The organism is Loigolactobacillus backii, from assembly GCF_003946275.1.
Lineage (GTDB): Bacteria > Bacillota > Bacilli > Lactobacillales > Lactobacillaceae > Loigolactobacillus > Loigolactobacillus backii.
In genome coordinates this window covers 1-16,467 of sequence record NZ_RHNQ01000030.1, presented here as the reverse complement: position 1 = coordinate 16,467, position 16,467 = coordinate 1, and the positions used below count along the sequence as shown (strand labels likewise).

Sequence of the window (16,467 nt, the reverse complement as noted above, 5' to 3'; positions counted from 1 at the left end):
CGTGAACGCATCCAGCTAAAAATTCTACTTTCATAATCATTAAAAAGCACTAAATAACAACTACTATTTAAAAACTTATTTGAACTGAACAACTTGATCGGCCTCATAGCGAACTGATTTAACTTCGTCCTTATCGTCTGGAGCCGGCTTGCCAATTGCAACCGCCATAACGGGAACGTATCTGTCTGGATCCAACCCCATTGCTGCAGCCGCCTTAGTTGCGTCATACCCAGCAATTGGATTTGTAGCGTAACCATGTCCCCGCGCAACTAGCATAAACTGCATCGCTGCCAGGGCACTGTCAACCGTGGCGTCCGCCGTCAGCATTTCTTTCGAAGCACTTTCATAAAGTGGTAAGAAAGTTTTGAAAACCTCATCCCGTTTTTCGGCCGAAATTTGGCCATTATCATAAGCTTTATTCCATAAATTACGGTAAGACTTAAACGCTAACGTGTCGCCAAAAATCATTACCATCGCCGAAGAAGTTTCTAGTTGTGGTGTGTTAAAGTGCATAAAGAAGGAGCGCAGTTTATCCTTACCGGCTGGTGTATCAACAACGACAAAGTGCCAAGCCTGTAAATTACACGCTGAAGGTGCCGTAATTGCCTCTTTAATCATCGTTGTCATTTCATCGTGAGAAATTTTGACGGACTTATCGTAATTACGAATTGACTGTCGCTTTAAAATAACATCCGCAAGATCATTATTCACAAATGTGCCTTTTTCAGTTAAAGTTGCCATAATAATTTCAAATCCTTTCTTTATTTGGCTGCTGGCTTTTCGCCATGTGTTTTATCTAAATATTTTGTGATCAGGTTAAGATCAGGCCCCTGTCCATTAACAATCCCTTGCGCCCGGGCCACAATCAACGGATTAACCGCTGGGTGTGACAGAATATAGAATTCATTCTTCTCTAAGGCTGTGAAAATAAGTGCCGGAATTGTGTTAATGGACATCCCAGTCTTGATATCATTTTCTGCAAATTTTTGCCCATCCTTAAAGACCTTACTCGTATAATATGGATCACTAGTGTTGGTATATTTAGCAGGGCGGTGCTGCTCAGAATGATAAAGATCAGTCTGCACAAACGCCGGACAAAAGACGTGCATGCGTACATTAGCCTTTGCCGCCTGTAAATCATACTCAACGGCTTCTGTCATCCCAACACTAGCAAATTTGCTCGCGTAATACGCAGGCATTAACGGACTAGTGATCAACCCTGCCATTGACGCTACATTGATGATGTCACCACCATCTGGTTGCTTCATCATAATGGGAATAACCTGCTGTAAGGCATACACTTGACTCATAACATCCGCGTGCAAAATCCATTCCCAATCACGTGTCGGCAACTCCCAAATTGATCCTGGCACTGCGACACCAGCGCTATTGACCAAGACATCAATTTGACCGAAACGCTTCATGGTAGTTGCAACTGCATTATCTACTGCAGTTTCCTCAGTCACATCCGTCGGGATCATTTCCGCATCGGCACCTAACGTAGTAACCTCATCGTAAATATCCTTTAATGCTGGTTCATCAATATCGGCCAAAGCAAGTTTCATCCCACGTTGAGCGGCTTCCTTAGCAATCGCTGCGCCAAAACCGTGGGCGGATCCAGTGATCAAAATAACTCGATCTTTAAAATTATCCATAAATACCAACTCACTTTCATTAGTAGAACTACCTAAATTAGTAATGTAAATTCACTTATTACGTATTACCTTACGAGAAGAGTATAAGCGCTTTCAAAAAGATAATACAGAGACAAAAATGGTGACTTGTTAGATATCTAACAGATCACCATTTTTGTTAAGCTTGTTCTTTTTATTCGCGGTTTCCAGTGAGAAGATAATAATATTATCTTGAGTGTCTAAAATCTGCTGACGGATAAATTCCGGTGATGTTTGTAGACCAGTATTTAACCAATCTACGACAATACTAACAAAGCCACCGGTAAAGAACCGTACGATAAAGTCCTGGTCTTCCTTAGATACAGCTAAGTGGTGCGTCCGTAAAATATAATCAATATAGCCCATTAACACTGTTTGGATTGGTTCACGAAAGATACGGTTCATTTGTTCCAAATCCATCGTCGCGTAAAAGGAACGGTACTGCTTCTCATTAGCCTTCAGGTATTTCAGCAACAAAAAAATATCCTCATCCCACGTGTGATATTCCGGACTTCGTTGCAATAAACTCAGTGCCTCATTCACGAAGGTCCACTTAAGTAAATCGGTCGTACTATGAAAATGATAATAGAATGTTGGCCGCGTATACGCTGTTAGCGCAAGCAATTGCCGAACAGTAATCGTTTCAAAGGGTTGTCTGCCCATAAGTTGTTTTAGGGCTTTAGCAAATGTCTGTTTAGTTGTTAACGAAATTTCATTATTCTTCACGTGACCGCGCCTTCTTCTTTAAGATTTTTCCGACCTAAACTTGGCAGCTAGCGTAATAATCAAAATGTGCTTCATCAGGCGACCTCTAAATGTTTTAGGGAGAAACTTTTAATAATTTTAAGATTGATTGCTACCTTCACCAATTTTTTCTAAAAATGTTGCTAATTCCTCCGGTGTTTCTGGCTGTTTTTTGGTCACCCAATCAATAATGACACTAGTCAAACCAGTAGAATGATACCGAACATAATAATCGATTTCCCGGGCGTTCAAATTTTGCAATTTCTTTTTATTTGCTGATAATTTCGCCAAAACTTGAGAAATATTATCGCGTAAAATATCTTGTTGCTGTGCAAGCAATAAAATTCGAATGAAACTTGCATGATCTTTTAAAAATTGCATAATAAAAACTAATCCTTCATGCTGAACAACCGTTTTAGAACCAAGTTTATCCGTCAATTCATTAACTATTTCTGCCATTTCATTCGTCAAAATATCTGTTATATTCTGATAGTGCCGATAAAAGGTCATACGTGAAATACCAGCCACTTTCGTTAATTCAGTGATCGAAATTTCATCAAATGTTTTCTTTTTAAGCAAACGTTTAAGTGCCCCTAATAAATATTCTTCAATTGCTTTTGATTGATCGGCCATTGACAATTTCACTCCTTTTGTCACTTATTAGTCTAGAAAGATTGTACTGCGAAAAGATTGGCGGTATACTCTTCTCAGCTTAAGCCTGTTACAACTGTAACATTATTATCACTATAAACCAATTAAGATGGGAGAAAACGAGTATGCCAACAAAAAAAGTAATTGCAATCACCGGCGCAAGTAGCGGAATGGGCAAAGCAGCTCTCCAATTATTTGCACAACGCGGCTGGACTGTCTATGGCGGTGCACGCCGTGTGGAAAAAATCCCAACCGGCACCAATATTCACGCCGTTAAATTAGATGTGACTGATTCAGAATCAAATCATACCTTTATCAATACTATTTTAAACGAACAACACCGAATCGATGTCTTGATTAACAATGCCGGTTACGGTGAAGGTGGTCCAATTGAAGATATTGATCTGAAAAATGTACGTAAACAATTTGAAACTAATTTCTTTGGTGCCGCTGAATTAACCAAATTAGTTTTACCCACAATGCGCTCACAAAAAACTGGCCGCATCGTCAATATCTCATCGATCGGCGGTGACCTTTACATGCCGCTAAACGCCTATTATCATGCTTCAAAAGCAGCCCTGCAGCAATGGAGTGACTCGTTGGACCTTGAAGTGCAACAATTTGGCATTCGTTCCGTCATCGTTCAACCTGGTGGAACCCAATCAGCTTGGGGCGACATTGCTGTACAAAATATGCGTAAAAATCTTAAAACAGATTCGGCCTATTTACCGCTTGTAAATACTCTAAGTAATATCTTAAGCTCAAGCTCAAATATGATTAGTGCAACCTCGGCCGATCTTGCTCGAGTTTTCTATGCCGCCGCAACTGACCGTAATCCTAAGCGTCGTTATTTCAATTCATTCGGTGATCGTTTTGTTGTTCACGTCGCCCGGGCACACCCCAAAGTTTTTCATGCTGCTTCCAGTGCACTCTTACGCCACTTAGATCGCCGCAGCCACAGATAATGTATTAATACCCATTTGCATTTTTGTTTGCATTACAAAAAAGTTAAAATCATAAAATAGCCGTATTTAAAAAATGGTGTATCCAGCCGCCTCAGGTTGAATACACCATTTTTTAAACTTATTATGTTGATGAATAACCAATCGCGCACTGCTGAAATTGCTAGACGTTGCCGCTGAACTACTGCCACTAATTTTGTTTGACAATCGATTTGTCGAACACATTGCCAAGACAAAGATTAAAAGTAACGCCCTAGAGAAACCCAGTATCCGTTTTTCATTTCATCAATTTTATTAAGTCCGCCGCTGAATAAACATAAGGAAAATGCGCCATTTGCGGCACCTGATCCCAAGCTACTGGATAACCGGCTCCGTGGGCACAAAAAACTGACCCCGGCGTATTATCCAAATCGGCAACTGGATCATATTTCAAATCCGCCATAACTGCTTTTACATCATGACAAGGCCGATAACCCGCAACGATACATTCCAACTGTCCCTGACCATGCGTATAGGCGTGGACCTCCTGGGCATAGTCCTGCATTTCTGAAACCGGCGCAAAACCAGTCAGAGTCGTCGGCCCAACACCAGAAATAGCGGTCACTTCTGGCGCGGCAAAACTACCACTCATTCGTTCAATGTCACTCATCGCGCGACCAATTTGATCTTGGTTTATTTCCAGCCGAAATTGATACCAAGGTTCCAACAGCTGACAGGCGCCACGTTTTTTAAGCATCATTAAACCTTGCCTAATTGCCCGCCAAGTTGCTTCGCGGAAATCGCCCCCAACAGAATGGACGATACTGGCCCTACCACCTACAAGGGTAACCCGCATATCCGTAATTGGTGCACCAGTAAGAACCCCCAGCTGTTCTTTGGCTCGCAGATTGGCCAGCACCTGATGCTGCCAATTACGACCAAGCACTTCTAAACTGCAGTTAGCAGCGAAAGTCAGCCCACTGCCACGTGGCGCAGGCTGAAGCAGCAAATGAACTTCTGCGTAGTGCCGCAAAGGTTCAAAATGACCGACTCCCTCGGCAGCCTGTGTAATCGATTCTTTGTAAAGAATGCTGCCTTTACCAAAACTAACGTCTAAATTAAAACGTTCCAGTAGGATTTGCTGCAAAATTTCCAACTGAACTTCACCCATGATTTGAACCCGAATTTCCTGGAGGTGACTTGACCAAGAAACGTGTAACTGGGGATCTTCATCCTCAAGTTGGCGAAGTGCAGCGAGACAAACGTGAATGTCGTACGCCTTAGGATCAAGCGCATAGTTAAGAACCGGCTGAATCACTGGCGTAGCACCATCAACTTCATCCCCAAGTCCCTGCCCAGGATAAGTATTCGTTAGCCCAGCAATAGCGCAGATGTCACCCGCAGATATTTTCTGACAGGCCGTAAATTTAGTCCCATTATAGACGCGCAATTGGTTGGCCTTCTGCTCATTTAATAAAACGTCCTTAGTTCGAAGCGCACCACCAGTTACTCGAATCCAAGTCAGCCGCTCACCTTTTTCGTCATATGAAATTTTAAATACGCGGGCGCCAAAATCTTGCTTATCCGTTGCTGCATTAGTCCAACGTTCAAGACCAGCAAGTAAATTATCAACGCCCGCTACCTTAAGTGCCGCGCCAAAATAACAAGGAAAGACCTCGCGGCGACCAATCATTTGCCGGACAGTACTATCATCAAGCGCGCCAGAAGTTAAAAAATTTTCAAGTACTTTATCATCACGGACAGCAATTTCTTCGGCCGCTTCAGCCGAGAAATCAGTATTTTGGCCCTGCTCATCCGAATTAAAATCAATACAGCCTGGTGAAAAAGTATTTTGTAACTGGTTGAGTACTTGTGCTTTATCAGCGCCATTTGTATCCATTTTATTAACAAAAATAAACGTGGGAACGCTGTAATGCTCAAGCAAACGCCAAAGCGTCCGCGTATAACCCTGAATACCATCCGTCGCTGAAATCACCAGAATTGCGCAATCAAGGACGCTCAAAACCTGCTCCGTCTGCGTCGCAAAATCTACGTGACCAGGAGTATCTAACAAAGTTAACTTAAGGTCCCTGTACTGAAGACTGGCTTGGTGTGAAAAGATCGTGATCCCACGTTTCTTCTCAAGTTTGTCTGGATCAAGAAAAGCGTCACCTTTATCAACCCGACCAAGTTTACGCAACTCACCGGCCCGGTAAAGCAATGCTTCCGAAAGCGTTGTTTTACCGGCATCAACGTGGGCAATAATTCCTGCAACGATGTGCTTCATGGTTGGACTCTCCTTTTCTACAGGATAAAAATTCATTCAATTACGCAACTTTTGGATAATCATCAATTTCTGTTTCGTGCATAATCGTAAGACTGCATGAATTTCATATAAATACTTTTTATACTAACATCAATCATGTTGTCCAATCACTCAATTATGCGCTACTTAACGCGCCAAACGTCATCAGCTCCGCATTATTGTATAAAACATTCACACGCTTAAAGCTTTCTATAACTAAACTGTAGCACTTGTGATTGGAATGTAATTATCGTTTTTAACTATAGTTTTAATACACGGCAGATTGTAAAAATTCTGCAAATATTGCTAAGTCCTTGAGTTTTTATAAAAGACTCTAATAGTGTTTTAAGGCCCAAATAGTTAAACGACATTGCGTTCGTAAAACAATTAATTCATCAGTTATGGCCTGAGACAGGCATCTATTAGGCATAAAACAACCTAAAATTCGGTTATTATCTATTATTCGCTGATCTTTTTAATCGGTATGGCCATATTAACCCTAACCCGTTGACGTTTAATACAAAAAATGTATAGGGACCAACAATTTGATCCTTATACATCATTTTATTGATACCATTTAGAAATCTCATCAATACATTTTCGTACCTAAGGCAATGTGTGCCCGCCAGCCAAGTATAGTGCATACCACTCTTGACGTGAAAGCTGTACTTCGTTTGCTTCCAAAATATCACTTAAATGTTGTGGATTAGTTGTGCCGGCAATCATTTGAATATGTGCAGGATGACGCAAAATCCAAGCAGTCGCAATGGCAGTCTTAGACACTCCGTGAATTTTTGCAATTTGATCCAATACCTTATTAACCTGAGGTATTTCCGGATTATCAGTAATCAGACCGTGAAATTGCCACTGACCATTAATAAATCCGCCATTAACTGGTCCCTCATACTGAAGTGGTGACCAGGCCTGAAGTGTAATTTTATTCTTCTGTGAATAAGGTAATAACCCACCATCATGATCTATGCTTAGTGAATCTTTCATGTTTGTATGAATACCAAAATCGATCATACCTGTATGCATCAGACTAAATTGAACCTGATCAACTAATAATGGCCGATTTAGGGCACTTTGTAGAAACTCAATCTGAAAGGTATTCATATTTGAAACACCAAACTCGCGGACTTTTCCACTTTGCCTTAGTTGATTAAACGCAGATGAAATTTCGGCAGGCTCCATTAATGGATCAGGTCGATGGAGTAATAAAACATCCAAATAATCCGTTTGAAGACGCCTCAAAATACCATCCACACTATTCAAAATATGTTCTTTGGAAAAGTCATAGCCAAAGTCAGTCAGTCCAACCTTAGATTGGATAATCAAATCTTCGCGCTTAATGCTAGACTGCTTTAACGCCTGACCAAATATGCGCTCTGATTGACCACCGCCATAAACATCAGCAAAATCAAAAAAATTAATACCATTATCGATTTCAACCTGCATTAACTTCTGCATTTGAGCTAAATTAAGACTAGCATACCTCATACCACCTGCCGCAATGTTTGAAACCATAATGTTACTTGAACCCAATGGAAATAATTTCATTACAAAATTCTCCTCATATTAACTAATTTAAAACACAGTATAGGTCTGATCACTAAATTAAGCAGTTAATTTGCTCACCTAAATTCTAGAAATGTAGTGTTACATCAACACTTATTTTCAGAAATTCTGTTGATCCATATTCTGATTTTAAAAAATTTAGTTAATATTTTAAGGAATACGATAGGTGGTCGATTACGAAACTCCACTATCCTCTAAAAAAGCAGCAACGCAAATTACCAGAAGTCCGTCATACTATCCATAAGTTGTAAATATTCAATACCGAATTCAATATCATCCTTTATCTCTGCTCTGGCCTGTTCAGCATCAACCTGACTAATTTCACCTGCAACTTCCATGAATTTTATAAATTTCTTGATTGAAGTTGCATTGGTCTTGATTTCACTTGCTGAATAAGCAATTTTGCGCGGAAACCAATCAGCCAAATATGGTTGCACGGCATCAACTGTTGTTAAAGGCGTTTTGATCGTATCAAATAACATAAATTCATTAATAAATAATTCAATATTCTTGACATGTTTTTTAGCGGTTTTTTCAGTTAATCCAGTCGAGTTTATCAAGTAATTTTTAAACTCTGCCAAAAGTAAAGCATTGTTAGCCAGAACCTTGGCCCCAATTTGCTCATAAAGGTGACCGTCGCCAGCAAATAGTGCTTCACTATCTTGATATTTATCCCATTGATGATAATCTAGCCAAGTTCTGTCGACATGATATTCACTTACCTGCATTTCGGCAGCGTTAACCTTAGTGATCGATAACCCAGTAGCAAATGCATTAGCGACTGAATCTTTAGCAAACGCGTAGTCCTTCTGGCTAAATGGAATCTGCATTAAATAGTCCATTAATTTAGTCTGAATTAATTTGGTTCGATCAATTAGGCGGCCTTCTTTAACCATTAAAATCATATTAGTCACCGCGCCTGTTACTTGACGGTTAAACCCAGCGTTTAGCCTAACTGCTCCCGCTAATTCAAAATACGCGGCAATATCTTCAGGTGCGACACCAACAAGTAAGAACGCTTCGCGAATACCATCATTAATATATTGCTCTAAATTAACTTTGTTTTTGGCGTTAATATCATATAAAGCAACTGCGGCGTAGGTCAAATCATTAACCAGTAAAACAACCTTTTTCCGGTTCACCAAGTAGTAATTTGCGTGCCAAGAAAATAATGGATTTACCGTGGCAAAACGCTTAGCCATTGCGGCATCTTCCACTTTAACTAATTTATTAAAAATCGGTAATGCCTTTTTCGTTGGATTAATGATCATTACACTAACTCCTTGCAGTTTATTTTGTATAAATTGATGCAATTTCATTATTTATGATACGGACTTGCATCTCACTTTGCCCTGCGGTATGAAAATAGGTAGGGCTTAGTAACTAAACCACAATTTTAGCCTAATATGTCTTAATAACCTTCAGGTAGGTCGTATTAGTCCACCCAAATATTTGTGTCCCGTTAGCATCAGCAACAACTACTCGTTTCCAATGCCGTTTAGTCTGGACTACTTTTACAACCGTTCCTTCTCCCAAAACGTTTATAATTTTAGCATGTTGCTTGGGCCGATTTCTTAACGTCAGACCATCAACCCTAACTGTACGATAAGCATGCTTGGGTTGCTTGGGATTTATTCCGTTACCTTCAATAACCAAATCTGTATAATTTCCAAGATCAACCTGTAACCATTGATTAATTGACTGACCGATCGGTGTTGCCCCCAATATTGGTTCAATTAATAAAGGTAATAAAAGTAAAAGAATTTGTTGAAAAAATATCCGACCTTTATGGCTAAGCTTACTAATATTTCCAGTTTTAAATGATTCAGCAACTTCTTTTGCCACTTGTTTGTCTATCGTCGTTTCTGAATTTGCGTCATCTTCTGGCAGATTTTCAGTAAATTCATTAAAAGCATTATTCAATTTATCAGTTTGTTCAGTATTTAGGTTGGAAAGTATTTTATTAAGTGTTGGCTGTAAGGTCGCGCCTCTAAGCAAGGCTGAATTAGTCGCAACAATCCCCATTTGGTCAGCTATATGTAGTTGGCCAAGTTGCCGTGCAGCTATTTTGGATAAGGTTGGTGAAGCGAAGGTCGTTTGGAATACTTTAGCTTTATCGTTGACTACAGATTGCAAAGCTCCAGATAACCCTGACTTAACTCCAAACTTATTCCATACAGAATTATGCTCCATTGCCTTGATCGACTGTAATGCACTTTTTTGGAGGCCAGAAACACCCATCAATTTTAAAGTATGACTAAGCTGATCATTAGGTAAAATTATAGCACCTGCTGCTATTTTCGGTAACGATTTCATTGCTCCAGTCGAATTCAAGCTTCTAGATAAACCATTAGCCCACTTAACTTCAGGCATGAGTGATATTTTCGTAAAAGCACTTTCCCACCTCGATCCAGAAACGATTCCAACTTGTGCAGAGGTACTTTTCATATTTAACGTATTGATAATATTTTTGTAGTTTTCATTTGCTGCATTAATAAGCCCCGTAGTATTAGGATGTTCAGTGACCATGCTACCCCTCCTCGTAATAAAATATTTCTTAAATTCATTATAGCACGTATGTTCCCCAGACATTCAAACCCGTTTTCCCGGCGTTGGTGAAGGATACAGGCAAAATCATTAGATTGTTGATAAGCCAGATTATTCATATAATAAATATATTTAATACTATTACCGGGAAAACGGGTTTTCATAAAAATAGTGCTAGGGTGGCAGCCCAAACTGCCGCCCGTCAAAGAATAATCCGACATTAGGTCCAGGTTCGGACTACTGCCACTAGTTTAGCTAGATGAAAAAATTTATTTGGCACGACAGGTATGTTATCTATCTAAAATCAATTTAGATAGTGGCACATAAACTTTTCTCATCGGCAAAGACAAGAACCTGCAACAAGCTTTTCAGGGCTTGCCACAGGTTCTTTTTCTAACTTATTCAGTTGAGTCCAAGACATCGATTTCGACCTCTATGTCAGCTTCTGTCATGGCATCAGCACTAGGTAAGAATTTACTTTTCGGCTGAGATGTTTTATCAATTTCTTCCATTCATCAAGCATTGTTGTTTGGTTTAGTGCCATAAATTGTGGCTTATAATCCAATGGTAAGAGCAACGTATATACAGTTGCGCGATCGTAGTCCGCCATTCTAACTCGTCTCGTTTGTCGATCAGGCTCATAACTTAGAAGTCTATAACATCCTTAATGATAAAAAGCGTCAACTATCCTCATTATTTCATATATACTGAAGCTAACATTATGAAAGGAAAGCGCATATGCCACAAACAACTAATAATAGTTTAACCCGTTTCAAAAATGCTTTTGCGAGCTTGTTGATTAGTCGGCCGCTCTCAACGATTACAGTACAAGACATTGTACGTAAAGCTGGCGTTAATCGTTCCACCTTTTACCGCCATTTCTTAGATCTAGATGACTTTTTAGATTGGCTGGAAGAAGAAATGCTAGTTGAAATTACGACTCATTTTCAGTTAAGCGAAAATAAAAACATTGATTTTACACAATTTTACCAATATACAAACGAAAATCGCATTCTACTTCAAGGATTCTTGGAAACAAATCGCTGGAATCATTTTATTGACCGTTTACAAACAATCGTTTTAAAAAATTATTTAAAGCTACTTTCCACTCAAGCCACAACAATTCCAATTGAGATTCAAGTGCAGTTTTTTATTGGTGGTCATATAAACCTTTTTAAATGGTGGCTTGATCAAGAAAATCCCCCTACTCCAGAAAAAATGGCAACGTATCATCAAAAATTAAGTCAACCTCGTTAATGCAACACATTTCGTGAGATGTGTTGTTCTTTTTAAATCAATTTGCAATTATCATGATCTTATTAAATCAAAGGATCTGATTCTAAATGCAAATTAAAACAAACGATAATACGCTCTTAAACGTTAATAAAGTTGGTCATGGCCCCATTTTGATTCTTATCCCAGGAGCAAATGGGACTGGTGATATCTTCTACACAACTGCAGAAACTTTAAAAAATAACTTTACAGTCATTACCTATGACCGACGTGGCTATGGAAAAACAGTTGTACCTACACCACTACCCGCGAACGCATCCGATCCAGATAGTAACTATCGAATTGACAAAGACGTTGATGATATTTTCGCGCTTGCAGATACATTCAGCCCTAATGAACCAGTTTATTTAATGGGTTCCTCATCTGGTTCGATTGTCGCAGAAAAAGCCTTTTCTAAAAACCCGAACCACTTTGTTAAAGTGTCGATCCATGAAAGTCCATTGGCTACTGTCATCGATGATGGTGGTCAGTTCAAAAAAGAATCCGCACAAATCGTTCAAAAGGTTTTAGACGGTAACTTCGGTGCTATCTCTGATTTATTCGTTGATCAAATGCACATTCAACCCTTAGATGCTAAAATGATGGGCCTAGCAACTGACTCAAAACCAGATCCGGCCAAAATGAAATCAATATTATTTTGGCTGAAATATGAATCCGCACAGTATACGAGCCAAGTTATTGATTGGAATATTTTTAAGAACAACTCAGAAAAAGTTATTTTACTCAACGGAACTGATTCAACCGGATTCTTTCCACAAACGGTTAACCAAGCAATCAGTAAAAAAATTGATGTTCCAATTACAATGATTTCCGGAGGGCACCTAGGATACGCGCAAAAACCAGAGAAATTTGCGGATACCTTAACAGATGCACTGCTCAAATAAAATATAGATGTAATACATGGACAAATGATTAAGTAGTTGTCCGTTTGTTCGTAATTTTCGAGGTATAGAGTCGTATTTTAGAGCCATTGATTCATGAAATTCGTTACTTTTTGACACAAAGAGATTATATAGAGATTAAATAGGCGCCCTCCCGCAAAAGGAGTGGCGTCTATTTACTTATCTTAGTCTAATATATCCAGATAAGTCCCGTTATATCGGCAATCTTTCCAAAAACCGCATCACTTATGATATGGAGACCCCTATCGATCCGGCCTGCGGTTAATATCACGAAAAAACCGCATCACTTATGATATGGACTTCCTTCATTAATCATAAACGCCCGGTAAATCTGCTCAATCAAAACCAGCCGCATTAGTTGGTGGGGTAAGGTCAGCTTTCCAAAAGACAATTGATCGTCACTGCGTTTTAAAACTTCTGGTGATAAGCCTAATGAACCGCCAATAACGAAAGTGATGTCCGAATGACCGTAAGTCGTCAATTGATCAAACTCTGCGGCAAATTGTTCTGAGGCGCGCTGCTTACCTTGAATCGCCAATGCATAAACGTATTCTTTAGCCTTAATTTTAGCAAGAATTCGCTCCCCTTCCTTGTGCTTAACTTCAATCATCTCGGCATCGCTTAATTTTTCCGGTGCTTTTTCGTCAGGTACTTCAATAATTTGTAACTTGCAGAAGCTATCTAACCGCTTGGCGTACTCGGCAATACCCTGTTTAAGGTACTTTTCCTTCAATTTACCCACACCAATTATTTTAATATTCATTCGTGCTTGTCCTCCATTTGAGAATTTACTATCCAAATAACATCCTAGCGCGCTAGCTCAAAAAAAGCGTCGCTAAACAAAAATTATAACCTATTTTTTATTAAGCTGTGGATGAGCGGGCAATGTTACCCACCGTAAATAACAGGTTATCCACAAAAGTTATCCACATGTACACAACTCGTAAATCAAAATGTTGGGGGTCAAAATAATTCGACCACAAAATACTGATTTTAGAAAAAATTAATTTTTTTCGTAAAAAAGTTATCCCCAAAAATTAAAGCGTTCGTTAAGTTAGCGCTTGCGTTCTATAAAACTTATTATACCAGACTTTAAGTCCTAACTTAATCTAAATAATTACAAGTTATCAACAAGCACAAATTCAAACTGTGGATAACATAAAAACAAAAAATAGCGGTATTCTAGCAATTATTAGTTATCCACAGCTGTGTACAAAGCTGTTAACAACCCTTATGAACATTGACAAATCTATTTCTTAACATTACTTAATGTTCGTTTTTACCCAATTGATTACGAAAGACTATTAAATTAGCGAAAAATCGTCTAATCAATTTTTACTTTAACGAATAATTACTATTTGCTAATCTAAAAACTAGTGATTTTTACCCAATTACCCGCTTAAACCTAATTTGGCGTAAGCATCAGATAATCTTGCTAAAAAATCCGAATTCACTATTTTGATATCAGCGCGCCAGACTATTTGAATAACTCTAAAAAATCCGTTTTGAGCACAAAAAAACTAGTCGTAAAAATAACGACTAGTTTTTTATACCGCCACATCAGTGTTTTGGCGTTACAATGGGCGTTTTGAGCTAATAATTTTCAATTGCGGAGTAGAATCTAACCACTTTTATTAGTATTTTCCTGATTAGTGTAAACGTGTTTGAAAAAGCAGATTCCTGCGGTTGCCATGTTTCAACTTGGCGGTTTTCGCCTTGCTAGTTCTTGCGGTGACCGAGACGAATTGAGTCGAGGAAACACAGTTATGGACTTTATAACTGTGTTCCTTGTTTTTGCCACAAGAATAGACAACATTCGAAGCATCCTAAGTTATTTGCGATCTTTGCAAATAACTAACCGTAATTACGAAGTAGTAGTTGAATGGACAACGTATGAAGCATCAAGATTATTAGCGATTTAGGCTAATAATCCTCAATTGCGGAATAGTAGCTACAACAGCCAAATCACCTTTTTCAAAGGTAATTCGGCTGTTTAGGCTGCGACTTGGACTTCGGTTTATCCTAGTCCGATCGACATCGTTAGTAATCCTCAGAATCTAACCGCTTTTCCAAACACTCCCCTCAGTTAATCAGTAATATCTAACTGACTAGTGTTCTCCGATAATTTAATTGAGCCAGATTTTTCTTGTCCATCATGATAGTACTTAACGCTAACAGTATCACCGACATTATGATTATATAGTTCAGAACGCAAATCGGCGCTACTGTCTACTTTCTTACCGGCCAATTGCGTGATCACATCGTATTTCTTCAAGCCGGCGTTACTGGCTGGCGAATTACTCTTAGCAGACATGACGACAACCCCACCAGTGACACTTGATGGTATTTTCAAAATTGATTTCTGTTGTGCTGAAGAGATGTTAGACAGATCAACCATTGAAATGCCAAGTGCTGGTCGCACAACCTTCCCGTTAGAAACGAGCTGATCAATAATCTTAACAACTTCATTACTTGGAATTGCAAAGCCCATTCCTTCAACCGTTGCGTTGCTACTACTGCTAGACGAGGTTCCAGTGCCACTTAATTTCATTGAATTAATCCCGATGACTTGGCCTTGAATGTTTAGTAACGGACCACCAGAATTACCGGGGTTGATGGCAGCATCGGTTTGAATAACCGTTGCTTCACCTGTTTCTTGACCAGTAGTTTCATCCTGAACTGGAACGGTTCGTTTCTTAGCAGAGATAATTCCTTGGGTGACTGACGTTGCGTATTCCGAACCTAATGGTGACCCAATCGCAATGGCAGGTTCACCAACTTTAATCGAATCGGAATTTCCGAAGCTGGCAACTTGCGTGACTTTAGCCGAATCAATGCTTAAAACGGCCAAATCGGTCACTGAATCAGTACCGACTTTTTTGGCATCTAATTTAGTGCCATTACTCAGGATAACTTCTAATTTTTCTGAGCCAGAAACAACGTGATTATTCGTAACAATGTAGGCCTTACCACTTGCCTTCTTGTAGATCACACCAGAACCTTCGCTGTATTCCGTCAAATCTTTACTACTGCTACTACTGGAGCTGTCACTAGAGCTATTACTGCCACCAAAGTATTCGGATAATCCACTACTATCAGAACTACTTTGCTTTTGCAGATTTACAACTGAGACAACTGAATTTTTTGTATGATTAAAAACATTAGATACTTGTGAATTTGTACTAACCTTAACGTTACTGACTTTAGTACTGCCAGCCTTACTTGTGTTCACGACACTACCATTAGAATCGCTACCACTATTAAAGAAATTAGCACCACCGTAAACAACACCGCCACCAATAACAGCAGCTACCACGGCTACGATTGCCGTTCGAATAAGACCAGAACTAGGCTTGTTTTGCATAATCTTCCTCCAATTTCCGGACTAAAAAGTCTTGAGATAAGCCTTATACGTTACGTTTTTAGTCCACACTTCTAAATATACCACGTCACCAATAAACTAGAACGGATAACGCACAAATTGCTTTACGACCTATAAGATAACGCAAACATTTGAATAATTCTTGAAAAAGTTAGGATTTATTCCACAAAAATAAAGAAATAAACACAATAATTGATAAAGTACGTAAAAAATAACCCTTAAACCTATGATAAAACAAAGTTTAGGCTCTATACTTTTTCCTGTTGATAGTTTACAAATGGTAAACTATTAACAGGATTTTTTGTGCTTTTGAATTTACAATTTAAGGACAGAAAAAGAGCTCACAGCCCTCATCCAAAAAATCCACCCACTACAGTATCATTTGAAAGGATATGAGAAAACCGTGAACCCTATAGACAATCATATAAAATTTGCGCTCAGTATTAAAGAC

13 protein-coding genes are annotated in these 16,467 nt (G+C 39.1%); 3 read left to right on the top strand and 10 right to left on the bottom strand.

The features are described 5' to 3' along the window. Positions 1 to 75 precede the first annotated feature (75 nt). From EKM61_RS06795 to EKM61_RS06780, 4 genes are all read right to left on the bottom strand, one after another. Positions 76 to 741, bottom strand: coding sequence for a nitroreductase family protein (locus EKM61_RS06795; RefSeq protein ID WP_068225887.1), 666 nt, complete (start codon positions 739 to 741; stop codon positions 76 to 78). A 20-nt stretch (positions 742 to 761) separates the two neighbouring features. Further along, on the bottom strand, positions 762 to 1,655 hold the full coding sequence (locus tag EKM61_RS06790; RefSeq protein WP_068225888.1) for an SDR family NAD(P)-dependent oxidoreductase: 894 nt from the start codon (positions 1,653 to 1,655) through the stop codon (positions 762 to 764). Between the two features lie 129 nt (positions 1,656 to 1,784). Further along, positions 1,785 to 2,399: a TetR/AcrR family transcriptional regulator C-terminal domain-containing protein gene (locus EKM61_RS06785; protein ID WP_068225889.1), complete on the bottom strand. Its 615-nt coding sequence runs from the start codon at positions 2,397 to 2,399 to the stop codon at positions 1,785 to 1,787. Between the two features lie 117 nt (positions 2,400 to 2,516). Continuing rightward, positions 2,517 to 3,050, bottom strand: a complete 534-nt coding sequence (locus EKM61_RS06780; RefSeq protein WP_068225890.1) for a TetR/AcrR family transcriptional regulator — start codon at positions 3,048 to 3,050, stop codon at positions 2,517 to 2,519. Between the two features lie 143 nt (positions 3,051 to 3,193). Between EKM61_RS06780 and EKM61_RS06775 the strand changes: the two genes are divergently transcribed. Then, entirely contained in the window at positions 3,194 to 4,033 is an 840-nt protein-coding gene (locus tag EKM61_RS06775) for an SDR family NAD(P)-dependent oxidoreductase (RefSeq protein WP_068225891.1), read from the top strand. Positions 4,034 to 4,307: 274 nt separating this feature from the next. Here EKM61_RS06775 and EKM61_RS06770 read toward each other — a convergent pair whose 3' ends face one another. The 4 genes from EKM61_RS06770 to EKM61_RS06755 all read right to left on the bottom strand — a co-directional run bounded on the left by EKM61_RS06770 (position 4,308) and on the right by EKM61_RS06755 (position 10,421). Then, positions 4,308 to 6,296 carry an elongation factor G gene (locus tag EKM61_RS06770; RefSeq protein WP_068225892.1) on the bottom strand — a complete coding sequence of 663 codons (1,989 nt, stop codon included), beginning with the start codon at positions 6,294 to 6,296 and terminating at the stop codon, positions 4,308 to 4,310. A gap of 624 nt (positions 6,297 to 6,920) precedes the next feature. Next, on the bottom strand, positions 6,921 to 7,874 hold the full coding sequence (locus EKM61_RS06765) for an aldo/keto reductase (RefSeq protein WP_068279432.1): 954 nt from the start codon (positions 7,872 to 7,874) through the stop codon (positions 6,921 to 6,923). A gap of 233 nt (positions 7,875 to 8,107) precedes the next feature. After that, a complete protein-coding gene (locus EKM61_RS06760) occupies positions 8,108 to 9,163 on the bottom strand; it encodes a DUF6933 domain-containing protein (RefSeq protein WP_068377151.1) in 1,056 nt (351 codons plus the stop codon). Between the two features lie 130 nt (positions 9,164 to 9,293). Continuing rightward, positions 9,294 to 10,421 (bottom strand): SH3 domain-containing protein, encoded by a 1,128-nt coding sequence (locus EKM61_RS06755; protein ID WP_068225895.1) that lies wholly within the window; start codon positions 10,419 to 10,421, stop codon positions 9,294 to 9,296. Positions 10,422 to 11,177: 756 nt separating this feature from the next. On the opposite strand from EKM61_RS06755, the gene EKM61_RS06750 reads away from it, so the two are divergent. Together EKM61_RS06750 and EKM61_RS06745 are read left to right on the top strand one after the other, a co-directional pair. Further along, entirely contained in the window at positions 11,178 to 11,696 is a 519-nt protein-coding gene (locus tag EKM61_RS06750; protein ID WP_068225896.1) for a TetR/AcrR family transcriptional regulator, read from the top strand. A gap of 86 nt (positions 11,697 to 11,782) precedes the next feature. Beyond that, complete coding sequence (locus EKM61_RS06745; RefSeq protein WP_068225897.1) at positions 11,783 to 12,616, top strand: alpha/beta hydrolase; 834 nt, start codon at positions 11,783 to 11,785, stop codon at positions 12,614 to 12,616. 301 nt (positions 12,617 to 12,917) lie between these two features. Here EKM61_RS06745 and rlmH read toward each other — a convergent pair whose 3' ends face one another. Both rlmH and EKM61_RS06735 read right to left on the bottom strand, forming a co-directional pair. Beyond that, positions 12,918 to 13,397: a 23S rRNA (pseudouridine(1915)-N(3))-methyltransferase RlmH gene (gene rlmH / locus EKM61_RS06740; RefSeq protein ID WP_068225898.1), complete on the bottom strand. Its 480-nt coding sequence runs from the start codon at positions 13,395 to 13,397 to the stop codon at positions 12,918 to 12,920. Between the two features lie 1,323 nt (positions 13,398 to 14,720). Further along, the gene (locus tag EKM61_RS06735) at positions 14,721 to 15,998 is read right to left on the bottom strand and encodes a S1C family serine protease (RefSeq protein ID WP_068225899.1); all 1,278 of its coding nucleotides are present in this window, start codon (positions 15,996 to 15,998) and stop codon (positions 14,721 to 14,723) included. Positions 15,999 to 16,467 lie beyond the last annotated feature (469 nt).

Bases quoted from the DNA above. Each gene is read 5' to 3' on its own strand.
- EKM61_RS06795 (WP_068225887.1), bottom strand. From the start codon at position 741: ATGGCAACTTTAACTGAAAAAGGCACATTTGTGAATAATGATCTTGCG.
- EKM61_RS06790 (WP_068225888.1), bottom strand. From the start codon at position 1,655: ATGGATAATTTTAAAGATCGAGTTATTTTGATCACTGGATCCGCCCAC.
- EKM61_RS06780 (WP_068225890.1), bottom strand. From the start codon at position 3,050: ATGGCCGATCAATCAAAAGCAATTGAAGAATATTTATTAGGGGCACTT.
- EKM61_RS06775 (WP_068225891.1), top strand. From the start codon at position 3,194: ATGCCAACAAAAAAAGTAATTGCAATCACCGGCGCAAGTAGCGGAATG.
- EKM61_RS06770 (WP_068225892.1), bottom strand. From the start codon at position 6,296: ATGAAGCACATCGTTGCAGGAATTATTGCCCACGTTGATGCCGGTAAA.
- EKM61_RS06765 (WP_068279432.1), bottom strand. From the start codon at position 7,874: ATGAAATTATTTCCATTGGGTTCAAGTAACATTATGGTTTCAAACATT.
- EKM61_RS06760 (WP_068377151.1), bottom strand. From the start codon at position 9,163: ATGATCATTAATCCAACGAAAAAGGCATTACCGATTTTTAATAAATTA.
- EKM61_RS06755 (WP_068225895.1), bottom strand. From the start codon at position 10,421: ATGGTCACTGAACATCCTAATACTACGGGGCTTATTAATGCAGCAAAT.
- EKM61_RS06750 (WP_068225896.1), top strand. From the start codon at position 11,178: ATGCCACAAACAACTAATAATAGTTTAACCCGTTTCAAAAATGCTTTT.
- EKM61_RS06745 (WP_068225897.1), top strand. From the start codon at position 11,783: ATGCAAATTAAAACAAACGATAATACGCTCTTAAACGTTAATAAAGTT.
- rlmH (WP_068225898.1), bottom strand. From the start codon at position 13,397: ATGAATATTAAAATAATTGGTGTGGGTAAATTGAAGGAAAAGTACCTT.
- EKM61_RS06735 (WP_068225899.1), bottom strand. From the start codon at position 15,998: ATGCAAAACAAGCCTAGTTCTGGTCTTATTCGAACGGCAATCGTAGCC.